This is a genomic window from Paenibacillus pectinilyticus (assembly GCF_001700435.1).
Taxonomy (GTDB): domain Bacteria; phylum Bacillota; class Bacilli; order Paenibacillales; family NBRC-103111; genus Paenibacillus_E; species Paenibacillus_E pectinilyticus.
In genome coordinates this window covers 32,859-58,896 of the sequence record NZ_LYPC01000032.1, presented here as the reverse complement: position 1 = coordinate 58,896, position 26,038 = coordinate 32,859, and the positions used below count along the sequence as shown (strand labels likewise).

23 protein-coding genes and 1 pseudogene are annotated in these 26,038 nt (G+C 47.0%); 3 read left to right on the top strand and 21 right to left on the bottom strand.

All coding sequences use genetic code 11. The annotated features are described in order from the left end of the window. Positions 1 to 25 precede the first annotated feature (25 nt). The 3 genes from A8709_RS33390 to A8709_RS33380 all read right to left on the bottom strand — a co-directional run bounded on the left by A8709_RS33390 (position 26) and on the right by A8709_RS33380 (position 4,802). Positions 26 to 1,348, bottom strand: a complete 1,323-nt coding sequence (locus A8709_RS33390) for an ABC transporter substrate-binding protein (protein ID WP_065859485.1) — start codon at positions 1,346 to 1,348, stop codon at positions 26 to 28. A gap of 145 nt (positions 1,349 to 1,493) precedes the next feature. Then, entirely contained in the window at positions 1,494 to 3,014 is a 1,521-nt protein-coding gene (locus tag A8709_RS33385; protein ID WP_065859483.1) for a response regulator, read from the bottom strand. A gap of 30 nt (positions 3,015 to 3,044) precedes the next feature. Then, entirely contained in the window at positions 3,045 to 4,802 is a 1,758-nt protein-coding gene (locus A8709_RS33380) for a sensor histidine kinase (protein ID WP_167357233.1), read from the bottom strand. 168 nt (positions 4,803 to 4,970) lie between these two features. Between A8709_RS33380 and mscL the strand changes: the two genes are divergently transcribed. Then, the gene (gene mscL, locus A8709_RS33375) at positions 4,971 to 5,432 is read left to right on the top strand and encodes a large conductance mechanosensitive channel protein MscL (RefSeq protein ID WP_065859509.1); all 462 of its coding nucleotides are present in this window, start codon (positions 4,971 to 4,973) and stop codon (positions 5,430 to 5,432) included. 39 nt (positions 5,433 to 5,471) lie between these two features. Here mscL and A8709_RS33370 read toward each other — a convergent pair whose 3' ends face one another. The 11 genes and pseudogenes from A8709_RS33370 to A8709_RS33320 form a co-directional block, all read right to left on the bottom strand. Then, positions 5,472 to 6,218, bottom strand: a complete 747-nt coding sequence (locus tag A8709_RS33370) for a (S)-benzoin forming benzil reductase (RefSeq protein WP_065859479.1) — start codon at positions 6,216 to 6,218, stop codon at positions 5,472 to 5,474. Positions 6,219 to 6,252: 34 nt separating this feature from the next. Continuing rightward, positions 6,253 to 6,456: a copper ion binding protein gene (locus A8709_RS33365; RefSeq protein WP_065859477.1), complete on the bottom strand. Its 204-nt coding sequence runs from the start codon at positions 6,454 to 6,456 to the stop codon at positions 6,253 to 6,255. Positions 6,457 to 6,491: 35 nt separating this feature from the next. Then, a complete protein-coding gene (locus A8709_RS33360) occupies positions 6,492 to 6,851 on the bottom strand; it encodes a metal-sensitive transcriptional regulator (RefSeq protein ID WP_065859475.1) in 360 nt (119 codons plus the stop codon). Positions 6,852 to 6,879: 28 nt separating this feature from the next. Further along, positions 6,880 to 9,156, bottom strand: a pseudogene (locus tag A8709_RS33355) (heavy metal translocating P-type ATPase); the annotation flags it as partial. Positions 9,157 to 9,270: 114 nt separating this feature from the next. Then, positions 9,271 to 10,191: a stalk domain-containing protein gene (locus A8709_RS33350; protein ID WP_065859470.1), complete on the bottom strand. Its 921-nt coding sequence runs from the start codon at positions 10,189 to 10,191 to the stop codon at positions 9,271 to 9,273. 97 nt (positions 10,192 to 10,288) lie between these two features. Further along, complete coding sequence (locus A8709_RS33345; protein ID WP_208607788.1) at positions 10,289 to 10,714, bottom strand: hypothetical protein; 426 nt, start codon at positions 10,712 to 10,714, stop codon at positions 10,289 to 10,291. Positions 10,715 to 10,860: 146 nt separating this feature from the next. Further along, positions 10,861 to 11,907, bottom strand: coding sequence for an adenosine deaminase (gene add / locus A8709_RS33340; protein ID WP_244163385.1), 1,047 nt, complete (start codon positions 11,905 to 11,907; stop codon positions 10,861 to 10,863). Positions 11,908 to 12,224: 317 nt separating this feature from the next. Next, the gene (locus tag A8709_RS33335; RefSeq protein WP_065859505.1) at positions 12,225 to 13,202 is read right to left on the bottom strand and encodes a FecCD family ABC transporter permease; all 978 of its coding nucleotides are present in this window, start codon (positions 13,200 to 13,202) and stop codon (positions 12,225 to 12,227) included. Between the two features lie 35 nt (positions 13,203 to 13,237). Beyond that, positions 13,238 to 14,275 (bottom strand): FecCD family ABC transporter permease, encoded by a 1,038-nt coding sequence (locus A8709_RS33330; RefSeq protein WP_065859467.1) that lies wholly within the window; start codon positions 14,273 to 14,275, stop codon positions 13,238 to 13,240. 17 nt (positions 14,276 to 14,292) lie between these two features. Then, on the bottom strand, positions 14,293 to 15,303 hold the full coding sequence (locus tag A8709_RS33325; protein ID WP_244163384.1) for an ABC transporter substrate-binding protein: 1,011 nt from the start codon (positions 15,301 to 15,303) through the stop codon (positions 14,293 to 14,295). A 97-nt stretch (positions 15,304 to 15,400) separates the two neighbouring features. Next, positions 15,401 to 16,096 (bottom strand): DNA alkylation repair protein, encoded by a 696-nt coding sequence (locus A8709_RS33320; RefSeq protein ID WP_065859464.1) that lies wholly within the window; start codon positions 16,094 to 16,096, stop codon positions 15,401 to 15,403. A 117-nt stretch (positions 16,097 to 16,213) separates the two neighbouring features. On the opposite strand from A8709_RS33320, the gene A8709_RS33315 reads away from it, so the two are divergent. Next, positions 16,214 to 17,011 carry a Cof-type HAD-IIB family hydrolase gene (locus A8709_RS33315; protein WP_065859461.1) on the top strand — a complete coding sequence of 266 codons (798 nt, stop codon included), beginning with the start codon at positions 16,214 to 16,216 and terminating at the stop codon, positions 17,009 to 17,011. A gap of 103 nt (positions 17,012 to 17,114) precedes the next feature. Here the strand turns inward: A8709_RS33315 and A8709_RS33310 are convergent, their stop codons facing one another. From A8709_RS33310 to A8709_RS33285, 6 genes are all read right to left on the bottom strand, one after another. Beyond that, positions 17,115 to 18,428 carry a purine/pyrimidine permease gene (locus A8709_RS33310; protein ID WP_065859460.1) on the bottom strand — a complete coding sequence of 438 codons (1,314 nt, stop codon included), beginning with the start codon at positions 18,426 to 18,428 and terminating at the stop codon, positions 17,115 to 17,117. Positions 18,429 to 18,515: 87 nt separating this feature from the next. Beyond that, a complete protein-coding gene (locus A8709_RS33305; protein ID WP_065859458.1) occupies positions 18,516 to 19,340 on the bottom strand; it encodes a PIG-L deacetylase family protein in 825 nt (274 codons plus the stop codon). Between the two features lie 18 nt (positions 19,341 to 19,358). Continuing rightward, positions 19,359 to 20,228, bottom strand: coding sequence for a carbohydrate ABC transporter permease (locus tag A8709_RS33300; protein WP_084225744.1), 870 nt, complete (start codon positions 20,226 to 20,228; stop codon positions 19,359 to 19,361). 39 nt (positions 20,229 to 20,267) lie between these two features. Further along, a complete protein-coding gene (locus tag A8709_RS33295; protein ID WP_244163383.1) occupies positions 20,268 to 21,137 on the bottom strand; it encodes a carbohydrate ABC transporter permease in 870 nt (289 codons plus the stop codon). 95 nt (positions 21,138 to 21,232) lie between these two features. After that, entirely contained in the window at positions 21,233 to 22,519 is a 1,287-nt protein-coding gene (locus A8709_RS33290) for an ABC transporter substrate-binding protein (RefSeq protein ID WP_065859454.1), read from the bottom strand. Between the two features lie 115 nt (positions 22,520 to 22,634). Continuing rightward, complete coding sequence (locus A8709_RS33285; protein WP_065859452.1) at positions 22,635 to 23,843, bottom strand: ROK family protein; 1,209 nt, start codon at positions 23,841 to 23,843, stop codon at positions 22,635 to 22,637. A 265-nt stretch (positions 23,844 to 24,108) separates the two neighbouring features. Between A8709_RS33285 and A8709_RS33280 the strand changes: the two genes are divergently transcribed. Next, positions 24,109 to 24,960 carry an SDR family oxidoreductase gene (locus A8709_RS33280; RefSeq protein WP_065859450.1) on the top strand — a complete coding sequence of 284 codons (852 nt, stop codon included), beginning with the start codon at positions 24,109 to 24,111 and terminating at the stop codon, positions 24,958 to 24,960. Between the two features lie 177 nt (positions 24,961 to 25,137). Here the strand turns inward: A8709_RS33280 and A8709_RS33275 are convergent, their stop codons facing one another. Continuing rightward, a complete protein-coding gene (locus A8709_RS33275) occupies positions 25,138 to 26,010 on the bottom strand; it encodes a carbohydrate ABC transporter permease (RefSeq protein ID WP_065859448.1) in 873 nt (290 codons plus the stop codon). Between the last annotated feature and the right edge of the window lie 28 nt (positions 26,011 to 26,038).

Here is a 26,038-nt window from a genome sequence, read left to right as displayed (position 1 = left end):
GTGGCTACGAGTTAAGTAGCAATCCTTATTGCCCAACAGCTTTCTTCGAATCTGCCCATTTCTTGTTCAGATCTGCCAAGCCTGCTTTGAAATCTTTGTTTAAGATCAGTTTCTGGATGTACGCGCCGCCGAAGAAGTCGATTTGCGCTTTGTTTGCAATAGTTCCATACGCATCTGGGTCCGGTTTACCTTGCAGGGTTGTCGGCTTCATCGCTAGGAATTCTTTCAATTGCGTCATGTTGGATTCCTTCGTTTTGATTGGAGGAATCATGCCTGCGAAATCCGCATAGTCGGACTCTTCAACCATGAACTTCACGAACGCTTTTGCTGTTTCGATGTTTTTGCTATTTTTCGCTACGCCGTACATGTAATCTGGACCCATGTTAGCATTGTATTTGCCGCTGTTATCATAAGGTAGTGGGAAGAATCCGATGTCTTCCGATTTTGCACCATTTTCAATGATTTGCGGGATGACCCAGTTGCCAAGGAAATACATCGCTGTTTTACCGCTAGCTACATCTTTCTTGGAGGATTCCCAGTCAGAGGACATCAAATCTTTCTCGGTGTACCCCTTTTCTACAAACGTTTTCAAAATTGTGAGTGACTTGTTATATGGTGTGCCTTCGGCAAATGGCGCATCGTTCTTCGTCATGGAACCACGGAATTCCGGGTCACCTGAAATTTCGAACGCGATCACATCCCACTCGCTTAATGGCCATTTATCTTTAAAGTTAGTGGCTAGTGGCGTAATGCCTGCGGCTTTCAACTTATCAGCTGCTGCGTATAACTCATCCAGCGTTTTGGGAACCGATGTAATACCTGCTTTAGCAAAAGCTTGCTTGTTATATGCAACACCATTGGTGTTCACGCCGCTTGGAAGTCCGTAGGTTTGGCCATCGGATGCTTTGATATCGCTGAAGTACACTTTATCGTTCAAGCCAAGATCGTTAAGCGGAGCGTAGTAGTCACCCAATTTACCATTAGGTACACCATCTGGAATCATGTTCACATCGCCAAGCTCACCGGTGGACAAGCGAACCTTCATCGTTGGGCCGTAGTCTTTGATCGCTTCAACTTCCACATCCGTTACGGCTGGATATTTCTTCTTGAAGGCATCTTTCCACTCTTTGAATTTCGTATCAACTAAATCCGTGCGGTGAGTAATGACTGTAATTTTACCTTTAATGTTCGCATTAGCCGCTGCAGCCGTTGCTGCTGCACTTGCCGCAGGTGTATTCGCTGCTGCCGAAGGAGATGCCGTAGAGCCGTTATCTGTTGTTTTACCACAAGCTGCTGTTACGGACATTGCAAGAACTAACGTTAAGCTGGATGTTAGCCATTTTTTCAATTCAATTACCCCCTCAAGATAGTTACAACGTTCATTTGGTATCGCTTACATCCTTATTATATTTTTCTGAGAAAGTGATAGATATGTAGTTTTTTTGTTTTTATTGTATTATCTTTGCATATTATTCCGATTTGATGCTAACAAGTTAGCTAACAACATCTTTGTACTCTTTGGGCGTTAAACCGACGACTTTCTTGAATTGTTTATTAAAATAGGCAGGATCCTTGTAGCCCACCATCTCTCCGACCTGGTAGGTTTTCAACTGAATATGTTCCTTGAGCAACTCTTTTGCCTTATTCATCCGGACGGAAATGATGTATTCAATCACAGTTGTTCCGGTTTCCAGCTTAAACAACTTGCTTAAATAGCTGGGCGTCAGGAATACACGTTTACTTAAACTATTTAAATCAAGTGACTCTGCGTATTCGAGCTCGATGATTTTCTTGATTTGATAAATGAGAACATGGCCTTGGCTGCTCTTCTCAGTCATTAAATAACTTAGCCCCTCGATAAGCCTATGTTGGATCAACGAACACGCTTCCCCAAATGTGAAGCATGCTTTCAGATCAGCAGCCCAATCCAACGAAAACGGACCCAGATCTGCTCTCTCTTGACGCTTACCCGCTTCTTTCTTCAAGGCATAGAACAACGTCTCCACAAGCTCAAATAAGTGATGCATCCGTATTTTGACGATAGCTATTTCTTGGAGCATTTCCTTCACGTGCGTTTCCATAGCAGCCATATCTAAGATTTCGATACCCTCAAGAACTCGCTTGCGGAATGGTTCTACCCGATGAAGTGTGCCAAACCGAACTTGTCCAGAGACGGTACGTGGAGCTCTATCAAGGCTATAAAAATTAAATTCAATTGCTTGCAGCGCTTCCCGATACCCTTCCGCCCAAGTGTTGAAGCTCGATGAAAGCTTACTTATCCCTACCGAGGTCCGGAAGGAACGCTCCGTTTCAAAGACATCCAGCTGCTTACGCAATGTCTGCACATGTTCTTCCCTATAAGCGGTATATCCTAAAATCATCACTCGTGTACGCTCATCAATCTCCACCGCTCCCACTGGTATCACCGTAGGACTTCCAACGGCGTTCAGCCATCTCTGAAAAGTAGCTATTGGGACAGCGATGTCAGTTCGAATCAGCACTAACATACAAGTGGATACTTCTGCATAGGACGGAATGTACTCGGCCAACTTGAATCCCAGCGTCAGCTTCTCCATTTTGCCTAAAAGAATGTCCTGAATCGGCAGCTCAGCTAGATCTGCATGGTCTTCCAGCAACTCCTTGTGCGGAAGATCCACCGCTAATTGCGCTAACAACTGGTAAAGCTCTTGCTTATCGACCGGCTTCAGCAAATACCCTGATACGCCAGAAGAAATCGCAGATCGCGCGTATTCAAATTCGCCATAGCCGCTTAAGATGACGCATTTCGTATCGATATATAAATGTTTGATCGTTTTGGCAAGCTCTAAGCCCGTCATGCCAGACATCTTGATATCCGTGATCACGACATCAGGTTTCAGCTGTTTTAACCCCTCCAAGCACTCAGCTCCACTCGCATAAATCCCGATAATCTCATACTGAGGAGATGCTTTAATAATCAACTTGGACAAACCTAGTCGGATCTTCTCTTCATCATCCACGATCATGATTTTCATGAGACTCCTCCTTTCATGTACTGCATGAACTCACACATTAAAAGGCAACGTTACAATGACGCTCGTGCCCTCTCCAAGCTGACTTAAAACACGTAATCCATAGGCTGGACCATAATGTAAATTAATTCGTTCATCTACGTTTAGTAAGCCAATGCCTGAGGAGGATTCCTCACCACTGCTTACTTCACGCGTTAGTAACCGTTTATTTAACGCAGCTAATCGTTCTTCCGATATCCCTGCCCCATTATCCTGGAAATAGAGCGTTAGGATATGACCACTAATCTCATAAGATACATGAATTTGGATCGCTTCGTCACTACCCTCGGTTTGGCCATGGACAATTGTATTCTCTAGAATCGGTTGAAAAAGCAAAGGAATTACCGCATAATGCCGCAGTGGGTGCATGTCCACCATCGCCAATTTGAATTTATTATGATACCGATAATTAATAATTTGAATATAGGTTCTCAGATGTTCGAACTCATGCTCTAGCGTCACTGTCCCCTTCATGGGCTTATAACTGTGCCGGAAAAGCTTACCTAGCGCGGCAATCATTTCTGCCGTTTCCTCATCATCATTAATTTCGGCCGTCATTCGAATGGTCTCTAACGTGTTATATAAGAAGTGGGGATTAATCTGGTTTTGAAGTGCAGCTAACTCTGCTTCCTTCTTGCGCCCCTCGATGGTGTACACCTGCCCAATGAGCTCCTTGATCCGTTCTAGCATTGAGTTGAAATGGTGCCCTAATCGGCCCGCCTCATCCCTGGTCTGCACATGAAAACTCACATCAAGGTCGCCATTTTCCGCTTTTTTCATTAACCTCATTAATCTCTTCATCGGCTTCGTTAACGCTATCGAGAGTAGGATCGAGATAAATAAGGCGAAAGTTACAATAAGACAGGTCACTAATAGCGTAATGTTCTGGGTTTTCATTGCTTCTTTCATGATCTGATCGAGCGGGATACGGATGATCGTTTTCCAGCCCGTTTTCAATGATTGCGAATAAATACAGAGATAGCGAACCCCATCAATCTCTTTAATAAAATTGCCCGAAGTGCCAGTCGCTAATTGCACTAGCGGATCATTCGCGATGCGTTCGGTAATTCTTTTCTGCTCCGTATCATAAATAACCTGACTGTTCTCATCAATCATAAGCACTTTCCCGTTCGCCGCGGTTTCTAGATCATTCACCAAATTCTGAATGACACTAATATTCGCATCCACAGCGATAGTCCCGATCGAGTCTTGGGTATAGAAATCGCGTATATCTCTTATAACAGTAAAAGCAAACTTCCCTGACTGCCAATTAGCTAATTGCTGTGTACTTAAAAACACCGATCGGCCACCCGCTGCTTTGGCAAGCCGCTTCCACTCATCTGCGCGCTCTTCCAGATCTGTCCGTACGCCGCCTGAACTGATGATGTAATATTTATTATTATTGTTATCAAAAATATAAATCGAGTTGGTGCCACGCTTAATATTGTTCATAATGCGAATATAATTCTCCATCTCAATTTGCTTAACCGTCAGCCCTTCTTGCTTATCTTCCAGAAGCTGCTGAAACGATGTTAAGTAGAGTGGAATTTGTGAGATTTGCTCCATATCCCCTATGTAATCATCGAGTCGATCCGTAATATTGTTCGTTAGTTGGAGTGCATATAAGCTCGTATTCTTCTTGATCGACTTGGAATAGTTCTGGTAGGAGATATATCCTGTCAACATGATTGGTAAAATGATCAGAAAAACAAACACGATAATCAGTTTTTTCTCCATCGACATATTCGACATGTGAGCCCGCCTCCGCATCATGTTCGTTCAACAAACGAACGCATGATGTTCATTATAGACAGTTGCTCTATAAATGAAAACAGCCCCTTCATGAGAAAGGAGCGTATTTGTTTGGGCTCTATCAACTATGGTACAATGCTAGAAATGCTAGTCTCATGGGGGTACAACATGCTAAAAGAATTTAAGGATTTTGCATTCAAAGGCAACATGCTTGATCTGGCTGTCGGGGTTATTATCGGGGGCGCTTTCGGTAAAGTCATTACATCGATCGTGAATGATTTGGTGATGCCTTTGGTTGGGTTGTTGGTGGGGAAAGTGAATTTCAATAATTTGTTCATCTCTTTAGATGGAAAACATTATGATACACTAGATGCCGCTAAAGATGCTCCGGTTTTTAAATACGGTGTGTTTCTATCTACCTTCTTAGATTTCTTGATCGTGGCTTTCGTAATCTTCATTGTTGTTCGCCAAATCGGCAAGTTCCGTAAGAAGGAAGCTCCGAAGGAAAAAGCAGCAACAACGAAATCTTGCCCGCATTGTTTGTCAGATATTCCTGCGCAAGCTACGCGCTGCAAGTTCTGTACGTCTGAGCTTTCAGCTGGCGGTCGAGTGAGCGGCAGTATTCAGTAGGTTGGTAAAAAACAAGCCCGTGTCGGATATCGACACGGGCTATTTCGTTCGCAAATCGGCGATCTCGCCTTGTTCGAATGCGTTGGTTCGCAGCAGATGAATCAGCTGCTGCGCGGTGTCCTCGGGCGATCGCAGCTCGCCCTGCTCATGGAGCCGAGTGAAGCGGCTCACCTGCGGAAAGTCCTCTTCCGATGCAGCGCGAATCTCCCGCTGCATCTCGGTATCCACCACACCCGGTGCCACGGAACAGATCACCACCGGGTGTGGTTGGTTTAATTGCTCGACGCCGACGCAGCGCGTCAGCATGTCGAGCCCAGCCTTGGCGGTGCAGTAGGCACCCCAGCCAGGGTAGGGCTTGCGCCCCGCGCCGGAGGAGATGCCGACGACCCGCTTCATGATCGGCCACGCCTGCGTGAGCCGAATGAAGCTGTTCGTCAGCACCGCGGGTGCGACGAGATTGACCTGCAGGCTGCGCTGCAGGTCGTTCGGGTCTGCTCGGCCGATCGACGTCATCGGCTCGAGCATGCCCGCGTTGTTGATGAGCGTGATGGAACTTACGCCATCGCAGTTAGTGAGGATTCGCTCCATGAGCGAATCAAGGCCCTCGGTCTGCGCCAGGTCGTAAGCGTGGAAGGTCAGCTGACCTTCCACGCGCAGCGCCGCTTGGCGCAAGGTCTGGTTCTCGCTGCGGGACATGTAATGGACCGCAGCTCCCTGCTCTAGCAGCTGCCGGATGATGGCAGCGCCCAGGCCCTTGGAACCGCCAGTTATGATGTACATATCCATAGATGCTTTCATTTCCTTTTTAAGATTAGCCGAATTAACCGACTACGTCATAGCCTTGCTCTTCAATCGCCTCTTTAATTGCCGCTAGGCTAACATGGGTTTCATCAAATTGGATATCAACCTCTTTATTAGCGAGGTTAACCTTTCCTTCCGCACCAAGCTCCTTCACCGCTTTCTCAACAGATTGCACACAATGATTACAGGACATTCCTTCTACTTTCAAAATGATGTTAGACATCGTCATCTCTCCCTTATTTTTTTATTCTACCCTGCTTATTTCATCAGCGTATTCATCGTTTTCAGCAGTTCCTCTACGACATCCATGTCGCCTTCTTGGATGCGTTCCACGACGCAGCTTTTGAGATGACCTGCAAGCAGCAGCTTGCCGACACCATTCAAAGCCGATTGAATCGCCGCGATTTGATGCAGAACATCGTCACAATAGGTGTCTTTCTCGATCAGACCCTTCACGCCGCGCACTTGACCTTCAATTCGGTTAAGTCGCTTAACCAAATCGGACTTCAACTTATCGGAATGGTGACTTTTCCGTTCCTGATCACTCTCGCAATGGCTTCCAGCTGCTGCGCTTTCGGCCCTTTTTTCAACTTCTAGTTCGATATTGTCGCTTCCCATGCTAGGACCCTCCCTCCATCTTAACCTCTTATTTCAGCTTAACACGTTGAAGCCTCAGAGCGTTAAGCACAACCGATACGGAACTGAGCGCCATCGCGGCCCCCGCTACCCATGGGGCTAATAACCCCAAAGCAGCAATCGGAATCCCAAGCAGGTTATAGCCCAGCGCCCAGAACAAGTTTTGTTTAATATTGCCCATAGTTTTGCGGCTCATGAGGATTGTATTCGCAACATGATGCAAGTCCCCGCTCATCAAGGTTACACCTGCGGCTTCCATCGCCACATCCGTTCCGGTCCCCATGGCCATGCCAATATCAGCTGTAGCCAAGGCAGGTGCATCGTTGATCCCATCCCCGACCATCGCGACGCGCAGGCCTTGATCTTGCTGCTTTTTCACATGCGCTGCTTTATCCTCAGGCAGTACTTGTGCTAGTACATCTGCAACGCCGACCTGCCTTCCGACAGCATCGGCTGTTCGCTGATTATCACCGGTCATCATCATGACACGAATGCCCATAGCCTGCAGACGTGCGATTGCAGCCTTCGAGGTTGCTTTCACCGAATCCGCCACCGCAACCCACCCAGCAAAAACACCATCGATCGCAACCAGCATGACTGTCTTGGCTTGCCCCTCAAGATCAGCGACTACTTCTAGCCATGCATCTTCCTGCCCCGCGATCTCATTCATCTTCATTAACCGCTGTGTACCTACAAGAATGGACTTGCCTTCAATCATCGCTTTAACCCCATAGCCTGGAATAGCTTCGAATTGCTCAGCCTGTGGGAGCGAAATCCCCCGATCCTTAACGCCATGAACAATCGCTTCGGCCAACGGATGCTCCGAGTTACGTTCTGCACCGCCAACCAGCCGGAGGAACTCAGCTTCATCCAACGTTGTCGTAAACACATCGGTCAACGATGGTTTCCCTTCGGTTACCGTGCCTGTTTTGTCGAGCATGACCACGTCAATATGATGTGCCGACTCTAGCTGTTCTCCGCCTTTGAACAAAATCCCCAGCTCCGCCGCCCGGCCAGATCCTGCCATAATCGAAGTTGGCGTCGCTAATCCTAAGGCACATGGGCAGGCAATGACAAGCACCGCAATCGCTTTTTCCAAGGCACCCGCGAAGTCTCCTTGCCCAAACCAAGCGTACCAGAGCACGAAAGTGACAAGCGCCAGCCCTACCACAATCGGTACAAATATCCCCGAAATCACGTCCGCTATACGCTGAATGGGCGCCTTGGAGCCCTGTGCGTCTTCCACCACTTTGACAATTTGAGCTAAAATGGTCCCTTGACCCACCTGCGTAGCCCGCATGCTAAGCATGCCGTTCTTATTGATGGTAGCCCCGATGAGCCGATCGCCGACTCCTTTCTCTAACGGGAAGCTTTCGCCCGTCAAAAGAGATTCATCCACGCTGGAGTGCCCCTCCACCACAACACCGTCCGTCGGAATTTTCTCCCCTGGTCGAATGTTCAACAGATCCCCCACCAGCACTTCGTATACCGGTATCTGAATTTCGACGCCATCACGGACAACGCGTGCCGTTTGGGCTTGCAGGCCCATCAAGCGCTTGATCGCCTCGGACGACCGTCCTTTTGCCTGCGCTTCAAGCAGCTTACCTAGAATAACTAGCGTGATTAAGACAGCACTCGTCTCAAAATATAACTCCGGACTGTGATGCCGCTCTCCCCGAAACCACCAATCCAGCGTCACATACACGCTATAGAAAAAGGCAGCTGAGGTCCCTAGTGAGACCAGCACATCCATATTAGCGCTTTTACTGCGAAGCGCCTTGTAGGCCGACACATAAAAGTGCCGTCCGACATAAAATTGCACCGGAGCCGCCAGCACTAGCTGCATCCACGGATTCATAAAAATAGCCGGCACCCATATCCATGTCGTCCAACTAAAATGGCCAACCATTGCCCATAATAACGGCAGGGACAGCACCGCGGAAATCCAAAGTCTTTGCTTCTGCTTTCGAATTTCAGTAACTCGGTGATCTTCTCCGCCCTTCGCTTCTTGCTGAGGAGTAGCTTTATAACCGATTTTCTCCACTCGCTGTTGCATCTCGCCGGGCGTTACTTCGGATGGCCGATACACGACTCGCGCTGTTTCCATCGCCAAGTTCACGGAAGCTTCCGCTACGCCTGGCGTTTTATTGAGTGTTTTCTCGATTCTGGTCGCACATGCTGCGCAGGTCATCCCTGACAGCTCGAAAGATATATGTTCGGTCGCCGCGCCACCTGTAGCAGATGACGTCTCAAGACGTTGATTCATGCGTTTCACCTCTTTAAATTGTTATCACTCATACACATATAGTATACCCCCCTACCCTATATGTCAAGAGGATAAAAAGGCAGTCAACCTTATGGCTAACTACCTCATCTTTTAATCATAAGAGCATATCCTGCCCTACTTCCCCAATTCAACCTTGATCGACTTATACGCCGTGAAATCCCCTTTTCCCACAAACACGGCAAAATCCATAATGCCTCGCGGCCGGTCCGCGCCCAGTGTCGTCGTAGCTGTACCTAAAGATCTTCCCTTTTCATCTAAAAAGGTAACAACAACGGATGTATTTGCAGGTAATTCACCTTCATTTACAGGACCCACAAAACCTCTAACAATCGTGTACGCGCCGCTTTTCAGCACATCAACCGGACCAAACGAAACCTTATTCGTAGCATCCTTAATGAAAGTTGGAGCTGAGTAACCAGGCATTCGCGCTGGTGACGGTGTGTGGCTTTCTAATGTGACCATGGTATACCCGGAGATATCGGTTTGACTCGTCGTTTCGAATGAAATGATTTGCTCCGCGAGCACAGGAATTTGTTTAACGACATAAGGGACTTTCTCCAGTAACTCACCCTTCTCATTCCAGAAGGCAAGGTTTCCTTCTGCATCCGTTTTGGTCAAATCAACACCAGGATTCATCGACTGATAAGCTGTAATGAATTTATAATCCCATGCATACTGATCGATAAAGATCTGACCTTTAATGATCGAATGATTGCCCTCTTTTACCACCGTTAGATGACCCGCACTTACACCTTGATTATTAATGTCGTTAATCGTAAAGCCGTCATCCACAACGATGGTTTGTGTCGCTTCATTATAAGCTACTTTATTCCCCAAAGTTTCAGCAATAAATCGTACAGGCACATAAGCATGACCCTCATAATTTAACGTTTGGTAGCCATCCGCGCTTTTCGTTTCACCATTAATAACGAATTTCGCCGGAAACAGATAGGTCTGTACCGTATCCGATGCATACACGCCAGTGGCAGCAGTCAGCCCGATCCCACAGACTAAACCTAAGATAAACTTTTTCATTTCAACACTCCTTGTTGATAAAGGCTCTATATTTTTTCACATAAGGACTTAGACGCATCGATTGGACTAAGGTTGCATCAACCTAAGCTGGCATTCTTTAACTCACGGGCTTCCATGCCGCCAATACTGCCTCCATACTTTCAGCCACATTACGCTTGTGAACGGTAATTTTAACTGAATTTTCTTTTCCCCTGACGAAAAGTTCAAACTGGTCCACTTTTCCGGCGACGATGTAGTAGCTCATAATATCCGCTTTGGGGATGAACTCGTCACTCAGTTTAATGCCATTATCTCCAAGATAAACGCGGTCAATCAGGGTGTTAATCAGCACTATGACAATTAGTAACCCATACTTAGCATTGGTATCTAAGCCGAGAATGAAGGGGAGAGAAACCATAAACAGAATCATAATAAAACTCTTCTTGTAATTACTAGAACCGACAAGCGTAATAGGATGAACCTGCTTTTTAACTTGAAATGAACGGTAGCTTTTGTAGAGTATGTACATCATATAGATAAGCACGATCACATAAGAGATCTTCATTATGCCAGCCCTGCCTTTCCACTACAAAAATTGAAAACATTCCCTTATATTAACATAACCCTCATCCTTTTGAACAAAAAAAAGAATCTGCTGCGCATGGCAACAAACTCTTTTTCAACTCCCGATCAATTATATACACCCAAGCTGTTAAGCTCCGCTTCCATCTCTTGTCTGAACATCACTTTATCGCTCTCATCCATAAATGCCGCCTCAACACCATTCATAATCAACTTCACCAGCTCTGGTGTTGTAAAAGCAAACCGATCCGCAAGCGCGCGATACTCGTTCGTAATGTTGGTGCCCGAGACACTTGGGTTATCGGTGTTAATCGTTACGATTAGCCCTTGATCCATGTATTCACGGATCGGATAGACATCCCACGAGGCTACGGCCTTCGTTTGGATATTGGAGATCGGGCACATTTCGAGCGGGATTCGGCGATCTTTGATCATGGCCAGAATAGCCGCATTCTCTCTGAGCCTTACGCCATGCCCGATCCGTGTGGCCCCCAGATGTGTCACGGCCTCGTAGACGTTAACTGCCCCGGCGGCTTCACCTGCGTGAATGGTGACGGGTATCCCTAGGATGTGGGATCTCGCGAACACCTCACGGAAAAATTCAGGCGGATAACTCGCCTCATCGCCCGCCAAATCAACGGCGACAACACCTTTCCCGACGAATGCGGCTGCTGCTTCAATCACTTCCAGATTATCTTCACACGGGTGATTTCGCATACAAATAGCTATCACACCGAATCTCGTTCCGTAATCGCGTTGTGCCCGCTTCAATCCCTCAATAACGTGGTGAAACGTCTCTTCCAAAGTTAACCCGGCATTCCGATGCAATTGCGGTGCAAATCGAACTTCCACATATCGGCAGTTGTGCTCCACGGATTGTTCAACGACTTCGTAGGCGACACGTTCTAGGGCAGTGCCTGTTTGCAGGAACCTAGTTGTGAAATCGAATTTACCTAAGTATTCAATGAGGCTGCCGCAGTTATCGGTTACGCGCATATGCGGAATCAGCCCATCCGTATCGTAAACGGGGAGCTTAATACCTTGCTCAAGAGCGAGCTCCAGTATCGTCTCGGGCTTCACACTTCCATCCAAATGTAAATGAAGATCTACTTTCGGTAATCTCGCTAACAAATCATTTGTTCGCATGTGAGCCATCTCCCATCTCTCCTTTTACTTCTCATTTGCGCAGCGCGCCTGAAGAAGAATTTTATTAACTTTACTCGAATGTGAGCATTATGTCAATATACATGACAATAATTTATTTTTCCATTATATGCGTAAGGTTATATAACATTTACATGTGTTTTATGAAAATAGGAAGAAAATTCGTAATCCCGGCTGCTAATGCCCCTACTAGATAAAACTGAAAAAATCCACATCAGGCTAATAGCCCAACGTGGATTTCAATTCATTTTGTAATAACACTGCTGTTCAGAGCTAGCGCTCTGCTAAGCATGCTCTTTCCATCCGCCTTACGATGCTCGCGTACGAACCAATAAATACAGGAAGTATGGCGCCCCAATAACTGCAGCCACGATACCTGTGGGAACTTCCGAAGGTTGAAACATTCCCCGCGCAATCGTATCCGCTATAATTAACAGCAGCCCGCCAGTAAGTGCCGATGCTGGCAGTAAATATTGATGCTTCGGCCCTACCAGCCTTCTGGCCAAATGCGGACCGATCAGTCCAACGAAGCCAATGCCGCCTCCGACAGCTACACAAGCTCCGGCAAGTGCAACGGCCGCGGCTAGCAACCCAATGCGCTCCCGTTCCATTCTGATACCGAGTCCTATGGACGTCTGTTCACCAAGGTTCAGCACATTCAGTACGTTCGCTTTGTAAATCACGTAAGGAATCAAGATGATGAGCCATGGCAATAAAGCGAGAACGAACTTCCAGTTAGTCCCCCAAATCGTACCCGCCAACCACGTCTGTACGAATTGGAAATCCGTCGGGTCAAGCCGAATACTAAGCACGATCATCAGTGAAGCGATACCCGCCGACACGGCAATCCCCACGAGGAGCAGCCGAGAGGACGAGATTCCTTCCCCTTTTACATAAGAAAGGGTATAGATCAGGAGGGCAGCCAAACCAGCCCCCACCATCGCGATCATCGGCATGAAGAACAACGGCCCCGACACATTATTAGGATAAAAAGAAACAACCAAAATGACTGCAAGACCCGCTCCTGCATTGATCCCTAGAATCCCTGGATCTGCGAGCATATTCCGCGAAATCCCTTGTAGGATAGCACCCGAAACCGCTAGTCCCGCCCCCACCAAGATTGAAATCACAATACGCGGCAGACGGAAATCAAAGAGGATAATTCCTTGCTTCGCTGTACCACCTCCGAACAAGGTTCGCAACAACTCCAGAGGTGTTAAACGGATGACACCCGTATTCATACTGATTATAAATACAATAAGGATAAGTATGGCTAAGATCACCATCACCTTGAATGCTTGGGAACTTCTTGATTTCACACCTAATCCCTCCGCTTTCTACGAGCAAGATAGAGGAAGAAGGGCACACCGATCAATGAAATCAGGGCTCCAATCGGCGTTTCAAAAGGGGGATTAATCATCCGTGCGCCAATATCTGCTCCGACAACTAACAATGCGCCCATGACCGCCGATGTCGGGATAATCCACCGATAATCAACACCGACCAAATATCGAACAATATGTGGAATAATAAGTCCAATAAATCCAATTGCTCCTACCGTTGATACAGCTGCACCTGCGAGAATTAGAACGAGAGCATACGCCGCTAGCTTAACTAGCCCTATCCGTAGCCCAAGCCCCGTTGCGACATCTTCCCCCATGCTTAACAACGTAATCCAAGGTGAAATCAAGATCGCACAACCTAGCGCCACCAATATCCAAGGTGCCATGATGCTAACCTGTAACCATTTCGTCCCTGCAACTCCACCCGCAAACCAAAAAGCGAGATCCTGACCGATGTGGTAGTAAATCGCAATACCTTCACTGAGCGCCAACAGCAATGCACTAACCGCAGATCCTGCCAGTACAATGCGTACAGGGGTAACGCCTCCCTTAGCCATCGCACTAATGCCATACACAAGTCCGGTTCCTATTGCGGCACCAAGAAAGGAAAATAGAATGACATAATGAAACGGCAGCTGCGGTAAAAAGGCAAAACACAGGGCAAGCATAAAGCCTGCACCTGCGTTGATACCGAGAATACCCGGGTCCGATAACGGATTGCGTGTTACACCTTGCATAATCGCCCCTGCAACAGCAAAAGCTGCTCCAACTAACGCCCCCGCGATCGCTCGCGGCAGACGTAATTGTTGAATAATCAAATGCTGGGTATTATTCCCGTTGAAATGGAAGATTGCCTGCCATACCTCTCCAAAGGAGATATCTGCAGCTCCAACCGAAATAGAGGCGATCAAACTGATCAGCAGCAAAGCCAATCCACCGAAAATAATACCTATTGCAGCGAGCGGACGCGTTTTCAAGGCGGGTTTGGTTGTGGGAACTTGTTTAACTGAACCCATCCTACACTGCCCCCAATTTATTTAATGACTTTAACGATATCGTCCATGACACGTTCGCCAGCGATGACACCGTTGTACAACCAGCTGCTTTTCGTGTCCATTTCAAATACTTTACCTGATTTAACAGCAGGAATGTTCTTCCATAGCGGATCTTCCAAGTTACCAGCTTGGCCTTTATCACTGTTCACTAAGAAGATGTAGTCCGCATCTAGTTGAGCCAGCTTTTCTAACGAAATCGCTGCCCAGTTTGCTGGAGCATCCGGCAATACAGACAAGATGTTCGGCATTTTCAATCCAAGGTCGCCGTAAACAACCGCTCCACTTGCTACTTTCCCATTAACCACATAGAAAGCTTTGTTAGTTAACCACAGGATAGCAACCTTTTTGTCACCAACCGTTGAAGCTAGTTTAGCTTTGGTATCTGTGACTTGTTGATCATATTTTTTCAGTGCTGCATTCGCTGCATCTGTTTTGTTAAGAAGTTCGCCCATTTTCAAAAGCGTCTTGCGGAAGTCCGCTGTTACATCGCTGCCCAATACGAATGTTGGTACAACTTTGGAATACTGATCGTAAAGACCTTTTTCAACCGCGGATTCACTGCCCACGATCATGAAATCAGGACTTGCTTTAAGAACCGACTCAACTGGAAGTTCGTATCCAATTGTTGGAATGCCAGCAAGTTGTGTTTGCAGATAGTCTTGAACCGTTGTCCCTTTGACAGACCATTGTACGATCGGCTTAACACCAAGCGCTAACAATGGATCTTCCAAGTAGGAAGCAATAACCGCCTTCGGGTTTGCTGGAACTTTCACATCATGCCCCATGCTATCTTTAACAACCTTATCAACAGCTGGAGCAGGTGTTGCTGTAGCTGCCGCTGAAGCCGCAGGACTGGCTGAAGCTGCTGGCGTTGCCGTGCTTGCTGCATCTTTATTACTTCCGCAAGCTGTTGCGAGTACGGCAGCCATGCACACGGAAAGGACAGTAAAAGTAACTTTTGTTGTTTTGGACTTATTGAAACGAAGCACGGTAAAACCCCCTGAGTGTCTTGTATGTATGATATTCATTCTCAATACAATATAATGAAAATGATTATCAATGTCAATACACTCAGCTAACTTTCAGCTATGATCCAGTAATTGGTTGTTTGCGCTCAATCACCTTCAGCGCCTCCCGTACACTAAGCGGAGATAATTCGGTGCTTGCGACAAAGGATTGTACAGCAGCAGCATCCGTTTTGGAGTATTCACGCAATGCCCAGCCTATCGCTTTACGGATGAAGAATTCCTTAGAATCGGCCATGACCGTAATACAGTGAAATAACAGCGTGACATCGGTCTTCTTTTTATATTTCAACTGAAATAAGATTGCCGTTCTTTGCAGCCACATGTTATCCGAAGCCAACCACTTCGCGACGTAAGCCGGGATTAGCTCTGGGAACCGCTGAAAGTGGTAACCAATCAAGTGATCAGCAATTGTGTCCACAGAGTCCCACCATGAGTTAGTCACAATGAAATGCTCCAGCAGGTCGATGTGCTCGGCTTTCACTGTTTTTCTCACTTGCAACAACATCATAATCGCCGTGTAGGCAAATTCACGCTCCGGTAATGCCCATAGCTCTTGGGCCACCTGAACCGCTTCCTCCCCTTTCGGGATGCCGTGCTCCTTGGTGAATTGCTTCGTCAGCGCAACGCGCGCCGGGTTCCGGATTCCTAATAATGGAAAATAATTCTTCATATAAGCTTCCATGCTTGAAGCATTAGCCACGTCCGCGTGGGCTCTAAGCCATTTTTCTAGCTTCATTGTATACGATGATGTCATCAGGAACGTGCCTCCTTTTCGTTAACGCCTATGTGCTTATTGTAGCAATTCGCTACTAATTCGGGTATGCTATTAGCAGAATTTTAATAGAGATGACGAATAGGATCGGTGAGAAACATGACGTATAAATTAGTTGCTGCTGACTTAGATGATACGCTGCTGCGTGATGATTTGACGATTTCGCAAGAGACCGTAGATGCCATGCATCAAGCGGTTGCCAAAGGCGTAATGGTCACGATAGCCACAGGAAGAAGCTTCCCTTCTGCAGCCAAAATCGCCAATCGAGTCGGATTGAATGTCCCCATCATTACGTATCAAGGGGCTTTGATCAAAAATCTACTGGATGAGGAAGTGCTCTATGAGCGCACTGTGCCTGTAGAAAGTGCCCGCTTCCTGCTGGACTATTGCGAAAAAAACAACTATCATCTTCAGCTTTACCATGGGGATGAGCTTTATGCAGCCGAGGACAACGATAAGATAAAGAATTATGTACGTCTGTCTAAAACGCCTTATATCATCGGCGATTTGCGCCAATGGATTGATATTCCACAGCCGAAAATGTTGATCGTAGATAAACCAGAGGTTTGTGATCAAATCCGTGAAGAGCTGCTTCCTCTTCTGGGTGATCAGCTTCATATTACGAAGTCCAAGCCTCATTATTTGGAGTTCATGCATAAGGAAGGCACGAAGGGGCATGCCATCACCTTCCTTGCTGCGCACATTGGCTGTACATTAGATGAAGTCATTGCGCTGGGCGATGCTTGGAATGATCGAGAAATGCTGGAAGTCGCTGGTCTTGGCGTTGCGATGGAGAATGCCTTGCCTGAATTGAAGGCGCTAGCGAACTTCGTGACGAAGAGCAATAATGATGATGGCGTGAGGCATGTGTTGGAGAAATTCGTTTTGGCGGAGTAGAGGGTTCGTGTTACACAAAAAGCCTGCAGCTGGACACCCCCTGTTAATTAGACGGGGGAATGACCAAAGCTGTAGGCTTTTATTAATGATAGCTTTATAGGTTTTACGCTACGGCACTGCAAGGTTTGGAACGCCATAACTGCTCGAGCACCATGACCAGCAGTGTAGCGAACAGCAAACCGTTCCCAAGCACGTATTGCATAGCGACAGGAAGCCCTTGCGACGACGAAGAGGCAACCAGTGTGAATCCCACACCGATGACCAATCCGATTCCTAGAATCGTAAGGTCACGTTGACTTTCCGTCACCCGTGATAAGGAACGGAATGAGTTTCCTGTCATTTGTACAAAGGTGGCTAACGAAATGGCACTCGCTATCGACGTAGGCAGCAGAGATAGAAAATTAACAATCCCAGGCATAAGAGATATGGCCGTTAAGACCAAACAAGCTAGCAGGAAGGGCTTTCGCTGTGTTTGTCCTGTCATGCGAATGAAGCTCGTGGTCACAGGAAGGGGAACAACCCCAATCGCAGAAAATAGAGCGGTCAGTCCGTGGGAAAGCCCTCCTATCATACTACTCCGGTTGTAGATCATCCGATTCGAGTTTTCTCGTCCTGGCACGACCTGCTGAGCCGCAGATATTGCAGCGATCAGATTAGAAACTAAGATCAGCGTGAATAACACAGCTGTAACCGCCATACCTGGGTTCAAATGCGGCAATCCCCAAGCAAATATCTTAGGAAATATTACCCAGCTACTTGATCCTGCCATGAACGATTGCGGAACACGATCGCTGACGACAAGTGCATGTGCTGACCATCCAATGATGATGCCTAGCAGCACCGCGTAATTACGCATCCAGCCTTTTCCTTTTATAGTCAAGACGGTCACGAATGAAAATATTAGAAAAGCAATGACGGCGCTCCCGTAATTGACAGGCCCCGCTCCCCCAAGTCCAAGCATCCCTTTTAAGAATACACCGCTTAATTGCATGGATAAAATAAATAGAAACGTATTGGTCACCAATGGGGTGAACAACGTTAAAAGCTTATAGAATAAGCCGGTCAATCCTAGTATAAATAGCAGAACGCCAGCTACTAGCAGGCCTCCCTGCAGCAATTGCAGAGCTTCCCTCGCATCTTGCCCTTGCTGTGCAGCCATGCCGGCCATCATAATAAAAACACTGACCCAAGAACCCGCAGGTCCGTCAACAATCGGGAATCGGTGTCCCAACAGAGCCTGCAACAATGAACTTACCCCAACAACGAAGAACGTACGCTGCATGAGTGACGCAACTTCGTGCTGTGGTAGGTGAAACACGCTGCCAATCACGATTGGCAAAGCGACAGCGCTAGCGATCATAAAAATAAACCATTGCAGCACACTCAAGCTCTTATTTATGTTGAACAAATACCGCATACAACCAACCTTCTCTATAAATAGAAATCCCCCGACTTCAACGACAGGGGACTTCCGTTCATTATTGTCATGTGCATGAACAATTCACTAATAGAGCATCGGGAATAACCATTTCTTCTCCTCGTCATCCGGTCTTCGGCCGAAATCAGCAATTTCAAACGGCTCTGCGTATTGAACGTTGTCTGCTTTATCCTTGCCATAAGTAGCCGCTAGCGTTGGTACCATTTCTGGCGAAACTTCAAGGAACGTGCTCCACCATTTTAAAATATAGTCCCTTCTTCGTTCCCAGCCCGCTGGAACCTGATCAAGCAGACTTCGCTGCCATGGAGCGAATTCGTAAAACTGTGAAGCGTGCGCATCGCAGCCGAGGAGCTTCTTCTCAATCACAGACCCGATATCGACAACGATATCCGGGTTATATCCATTCCGCTTCGCATAATCCGGCATCAGCAAGAATAAAGGCGATTTCAGCAGATGTGGCGCATCGGAAACGGCGTTGGGCACCATAGCGATGAAATCTGCCGCGTCTCGCACAATTTTCCCAACGGTGCGATTGTCCACATGCCCTGGTCCGTCTGGATGAAAAGTAATGACCACATCGGCTTTCCAGTTGCGGATTTGTCGGATGACTTCCGCCCTAATTTCGTAAGTTGGTGATAACTGACCATCCGGAATATCCAAGATCGTATATTCAAGCACCCCTAATCTGCGCGCCGCTTCCTTAGCCTCTTCCGCTCTTCTCTCTACCAGTTGCTTCCCTTCCATCTGATAGTGTCCACATTCGCCATTCGTTAAAGAAACGAATTTGACCCGGTGTCCCATTTCGGCGTATAAAGCAGCGGTTCCACCCGCATAAATCTCAGCTTCGTCAGGATGTGCTGTGATGACTATTATTTGTAATGCGTTAACCATTTCATATACCTCCAGAGTTTAACCTTTCACCGCACCAGCGGTCATACCTTTAATGACAGTTTCTTGCGATAGCAAATAGAGCACGAGCAGCGGCACAATCGATATCGTAATTGCCGCCATCATGGCGCCATAATCGGTGCCGTAAGAGTTAGATACATACGAAAGCAGCACGGAAATTGGCTGCATATCGCGAACCGGTAAATAGACGAGCGGCATCAATAGTTCATTATACGACCATAAAAAAACCATGATCGATACGGTAGCAAAAATCGGAATGCATAGCGGCAGCAAAATGCGATAATAAATCTTCCATATGCTCGCTCCGTCCATGACAGCTGCCTCTTCAAGTTCCGCAGGTAAGGACGCCATGAATCCGGTCATCATGATGATGGCGAAGCTCAAATTCCCAGCAATTTGCGGCAAAATAACAGATAAATAAGTGCCGTTCAAACCGATTTCTTTAATAATAATGAAATTAGGAATAATGACCGCAAACTGCGGCAACAGCATACAGATCACGAAAAGAATATTAAAAGCCTTTTTACCTGCGAACTGAAATCGCGACAAGATGAAGGCGGCTAGCCCGCCAATGAAAGTTACTCCGACAACAACCGAGCCCGAGATGATCAAGCTATTCGCAAAGCCCCGCAATATATTGATATTGCCATAATGGTTCAACTTAATATAGTTGTTGAAATCAAAGGTATGTGGAACGCCAAAGGCGTTCGTCAAAATTTCTTGTGATGATTTGAAACTGTTCAGTAGAACCCATAATACCGGTAGAATGGTTGTGCAGGACCAGACAATCAGAAGCGCATAGACCATCGTTTTAGCTGCATAGTCGCGTGGCCCCACCCTTTTACCGACTCTTCCCACGAGAGTTGACATGTCTATCACCTACCTGTCCGAGCATACAGAATGATGCATTCAGTAGCTAATCGTATCTTTCTTCACTGCTTTATTGAGCACAACCGTGATCAGCACGCCAAGCAGCATCATAGCAATGACAATTGTGCTTGCGTATCCTGCATTTTGACCATTAAAGGCCTTGTCGTACATATACGTACTTAACAACTCACTGGCATTCATAGGTCCACCCTTGGTCACGATATAAACGACATCAAACACTTTGAGCGCACCTGCAGTTGCTAGTGTGAGACACGCGGCCGTAACATCCCGCATGAGCGGAATCGTGATTTTGAATGCTTTTTGAATACCCGTAATCCCGTCAAGCTGTGCGGACTCATAAATGTCCTCTGGAATCTTGGAGATACCCGTCAGGAAAATGACGAAGTAGAAGCCTACGTACTGCCACAAAATCGGAATTAACACGAGATAGATCGCGCTCTTCTCTGTCAGCCATACTTGCTCAGACAATCCAAAAGCCCGCATAATTGCATTCAGCAGACCATAGTCGTAATTATAAATAATCGAAAACATTAAGCCGATCGCTGTACCTGAGATAATGATGGGGAAAAAGAAAACCGTTCGAAAAAACTTAAAACCTCGCTTAATACTATCCGAAAGCAGTGCAAGTACTAATCCCCCTCCAACTTGAAGTACAATCGCTCCCACCGTCAGAATCAACGTATTCTTCAGTGCAATCCAAATAACTGGATCATGTATGAGTTGATTGTAATTCGCCAATCCGATGAACTTCTTTTCATTAGAAAAGTTGTACCATTCGCAAAAGCTGTAATAAACCGATTGAATCAATGGATATATGAGAAACGTAAACAATAGGATCACTGTCGGAGAAAGGAAAAGCACGATATATCTTTTATCTTTGAAATTCACAACCGTTGTTCCTCCTCTAGAAAGCATGCCCCCGGTTCATGGCGCAAGCATAATAATCATATGAATAGCCCCGGGAGCACCCAACAATATGGCGATTAGTTGTGGCCGCTAAGCTCTTTCGCCTGCTTAAGCACTTGGTCAGCTGTTTTTTTACTATAAGCCACGTAGGAAATACCTTTCAGGAATTCCGTGTACGACTCGCGGGATACAAAAGAATCGATCGGCAGAACGAAATCTTTCGCTTGCGCGACCATCGCATTCCCCATTTTCAAAAGCTCCGCCATATTACCTGAATCCGTCGTCTTGACGGCATAAGTCCCGCCAATCGCTGCAAATTTCCCTGCAACCTCAGGAGATGTCATATATTTGATAAAAGCCAAGGCTGCATCATATTGCGCCTTATCATCATTCTTCTTCATATACCAACCAGAGCCGAAGCCCGAGACGATCATATTGTCGCCTTTGCCCCCAGGTACGAGTGGGAATGGGGTGATCTTAATGTTAGGATTTTTGGATAAGCCCACTGCTGTCCAAGAACCGTTGAACATCATGGCAGCCTTTTCGCCAGAGAACAATGCTTGCGCTTTGTCATCATCAAGGGTCAAGGCGTCCTTAGGAAACGCTTTCTTTTCGGTCAAATCTTTAATCATATCAAGCGCAGGCGCCCAAGACGGATCATACGCTTGCTTCTGACCTTCAGGACCCACAAGCGATAAGACAAGCGCTTCTTGGATATAAGGCGTAGTTAACGATGTAGCAAACGGGATAATGTCATTTTTGGCGAAAACATCAACTGCTTTCATGAACGCGCTGTAAGTCGTTGGTGCTTCTAATTGGAATTTATCAAAAAGTGCTTTATTCCAGAACAAGCCTTCGTAGAAACCGATATAAGGCAAGGCATACAGTTTATTATTGTATTTCACTTTATCCACGATCGAAGTATTGAAATTTTTGGCCCACTCTGGGTCTTTTTTCAATTCATCTTCCCAGGTGACGATCTTGTTGGATTCTTCCAGCATCTTGGTCTCACTGCCATTGAAGTAGAACATCACATCCGCGAGGTTGCCAGTAGCCGTGTCCGCTTTAATTTTCGTGCGAAGGGCCTCTTGATTGACGGGTGTGGATTCATCGACGATCTTCACGTTTGGATTTTTGGTTTGAAAATCCTTCACTGCTTCCGTCCAAGCAGAAACCCAAGGATCCGATCCGGCGAACGATGTAGCCACACGTAATTTAATTTCTTTGCTGGCTGCTGTCGATTTTGAACCGCTTTCATTCTTTGGCGCTTCAACCTTTTCGCTCCCGCAGCCTGCCAACAAACCGCCTACCATCGTTGCAAGGACCAAACTAACCGCAAATCGACTTACTTTTTTGTTTCGCATTAACGTAACACTCCCTTTTCGTAAGTTTTATATATTGAAATTAGACAAGTGGATTGCCTAATGGTCAATAGTTAGTTAACTTTATTAATTAATTAAATAAAAAAAGGCCTCTTCCCTACAGCCTTTCTTTCAACACATCCTCGAAAATCGACGATAATCCGATACTAAATCCACCTAACAGTACTGCTTTATTCTTTAATTGGCTCGTCACAATACGGGGATTGGACGGAATAAGCCTGCGTACTTCAGTTGATAGCGTATCCGTATAAGCGGTCCCCAACGTTACAAAGCCTCCACCGAGGATGACGCACTCCAAATCTAAAAGCAACAGCATATTCGAAACGGCGATCCCCATCATCCGAGCACATTCGGTTACATGTTTTACGCATAACGGATCCCCTGCTAGTGTACATTTAATAATCGTATTAAAATCAATCTTCTCGCTCTGTCCGCCTGCCTCATCTAACACACTGCTTTGTTCACCAGATGCCAGATCCTGCTTAACAGCCAGTACTAGTGCACGGACCGAAACCAAATCAATTAATCGTTCTGTTACTGCACCTTCTGGCACTGATTTACGATCCATAACGAAGTTACCCAATTCTCCGGACGCATTCGAACTGCCTTTAAATAGACTACCATTCAATATGATACCAAGACCAATACCGACGTCAGCGCTGACAAAAACAACATTCCGGTACTCCTTGGCGATGCCATAAGTCATCTCGGCAATAACAGCCGCGTCGATGTCCTTCTGCATTAGAATAGGAATATCATACTTACTCTGAAAAAGCTGACGAAACGGTACCTTGCCCAGCGGAGCTAAATAAGAACCACAATCTACGATACCTTGCGTGCTATCGACTGTACCTGGTACAGAGATAGAAATCGCCAATAATTTATCTAAAGGTAGTCTACTGGCTGCCAACAATTCTTCGATTTTCGCTAAAAGCAGATCCGTTAATTGCTCAAGTTGGAATTGCTCTAAATCAAACTTGATTTCACCGAGAATATCGGGCTTCAAGTTGCTGATCGCAATCGTGATACACGGGTTACTTAAATCAATGGAAATGAGATACCCAAAGTCATTATTCATCTTCAACATTTGAGCCTTGCGGCCAACGCTAGTCGATTCCTCACCCGTCTCATGAATGATCCCGAGCTCGATCAATTTATCGACATTCGTGCAAACACTTGGCACGCTTAGCTGAAGAGCCTTGGATAGACCGCTTCTAGTCACACTATGGTTTACACGGATCTCATTTAAAATCAAATTCTGATTAATGATCCGGACAGATGTCTGATCTGCGGAGTGTTTGGCCAAACCTTACCCCTCATTCCTGTCATTTCTATATATTAATTAAGTTTATTAATTATTAGTATAGGGTGTGAAGATTGGGTTGTCAAGGGATGGATGATCCTCCAATACAGTTCCCGAGTTTTCTACCATTTTCGTGCTGGACAGTATCCTTCCAGATGTGAGAACATGAGATATCAGCAACATTGTAAGCGTTCCCTTTTTCTTAACGGCATAAATAGTTCATGAACTTAATCACCCATATCCATGATGTTAAAGGAGCGTGAGGGGCATGTTCGACGGTACATTACTTCAGGATAAAGTGGTGTTGATTACAGGCGGCGGCACAGGGCTAGGCCGTGCGATGGGTGAGAAGTTTCTGGCGCTTGGCGCCAAATTGGCCATCACGAGCCGGCGTGAAGAAGTGCTCGCGAAGGCGGCGGCTGAGATGAGCGTTACTGGCGGGGATGTATTCTACCATCCCTGCGATGTGCGTGATCCGCAGCAGGTTGCTGCGATGATCACCGCGGTAGAGCAGCACTTCGGTCGCATCGACGTGCTGATTAATAATGCGGCGGGCAATTTCGCCAGCCCGACGGAGGATCTCTCACCCCGAGCGGTCGATGCGGTGCTGAATATTGTGCTGCACGGGACGTTCTACACCACGCTGGAGCTGGGTAAAAGGTGGATCGAGCAAGGCGTTGGCGGTACGATGCTGAACATCGTCACCTCCTACGCCTCCACCGGATCCGCCTTCGTTGTGCCTTCCGCCGCCGCGAAGGCCGGCGTGCTCGCCCTCACCCGCTCCCTCGCGGTGGAGTGGGCGCGTTACGGGATCCGGCAAGTCGCGATCGCGCCGGGCTTGTTCCCGACCGACGGCGCGTGGAGCCGACTGGCTCCCACGCCCGAGCTGTCGCAGAAGCTCCTGAACCGCGTCCCGCTGGGACGGGTCGGGGAAAAAGATGAGCTGGCGAACCTCGCCGCTTATCTGATTTCGGACTACGCCGCGTATATTAACGGCGAAGTGATCACAATTGACGGCGGCGAGTGGCTGCAAGGCGCTGGGCAGTTCAACGACCTGCTCGAGGTGACCGATGAGCAGTGGGTGTCCCTTGCGGAGATGACTCGCAAGGGCAAATCGTAGCTGGAACAAACAGACCACCAAGCAGAGGCATCTGCTTGGTGGTCTGTTTGTTTGCCATCCGAAGATTCGGACGGATTAACATTCCGTATTTCGTGTAAATGACTTATTTTCGTGGAGTTGCGGAACGACGTTCCGCAACTTACACGCTTCTAGCCCCTGCAAAGGTAATAGCCTCTACTATCCCTTCACTGCACCAGCCGTCATCCCCTTCATAATCTGCTCCTGGAAGATCAAGAACACGATAATCGTCGGAAGCACGGCAATGGCAAGTGCCGCCATCGTCAATTCGTAATCCGTCATATACCCTGTTGCGAATGCCGATAAGCTGAGCGGTACGGTTTTGAGCGCAGGCTTACTAATGAAGACAAGCGCGAAGGCAAAGTCGTTCCAGAACCGTAAGAAGCCAAGAATCGCTACTGTTGAAAGCGCGGGTACACTGAGTGGAAGCATCATGCGGAAGAAGATGCCCCAGTAGCCCGTACCATCGATCAGCGCGGCTTCTTCAATTTCTTTGGGAATGGAGATGAGATAAGCAGCTACTACGAAGATCGCCAGCGGTAATTCGAACGCGACATAAGGCAGAATGAGGGCCCCGTACGTGTTCAACAGCCCTATTTTTTTCATAATAATGAATAGCGGAACTAACGTACTATGAACTGGAATCAGCATGCCGAGTAGGAATAAACCTGTGAAAAACGGCTTCAATTTAAACTCAAACCGCGATAAAACGAAGGCTGCGAGTGCACCTAGTACCAAGGTGAGCACCAACGAAGCTACAGTTACAACGGTAGAGTTCCATAAGGAGAGCCCCATTCCTGAAACTTTCCACGCACGGACGAGGTTATCCCACTTCCAAACCGTCGGCAGTAGAAAGGGCCGGGAATAAAACTCTTCATTTGATTTAAAAGCACTGATAAATAGCCAAATTAACGGATATAACGTGACGAGCGCGTAAATAGACAAGACCGTGTTAGTCACACCGCGTGACCACAATCGACGTTTTTTAGCTCCAGCGGGAAAACCCGTCTGCATCGCTACAACTTGCTTCATAGATGTCCCTCCTACCCGAAAATGATTG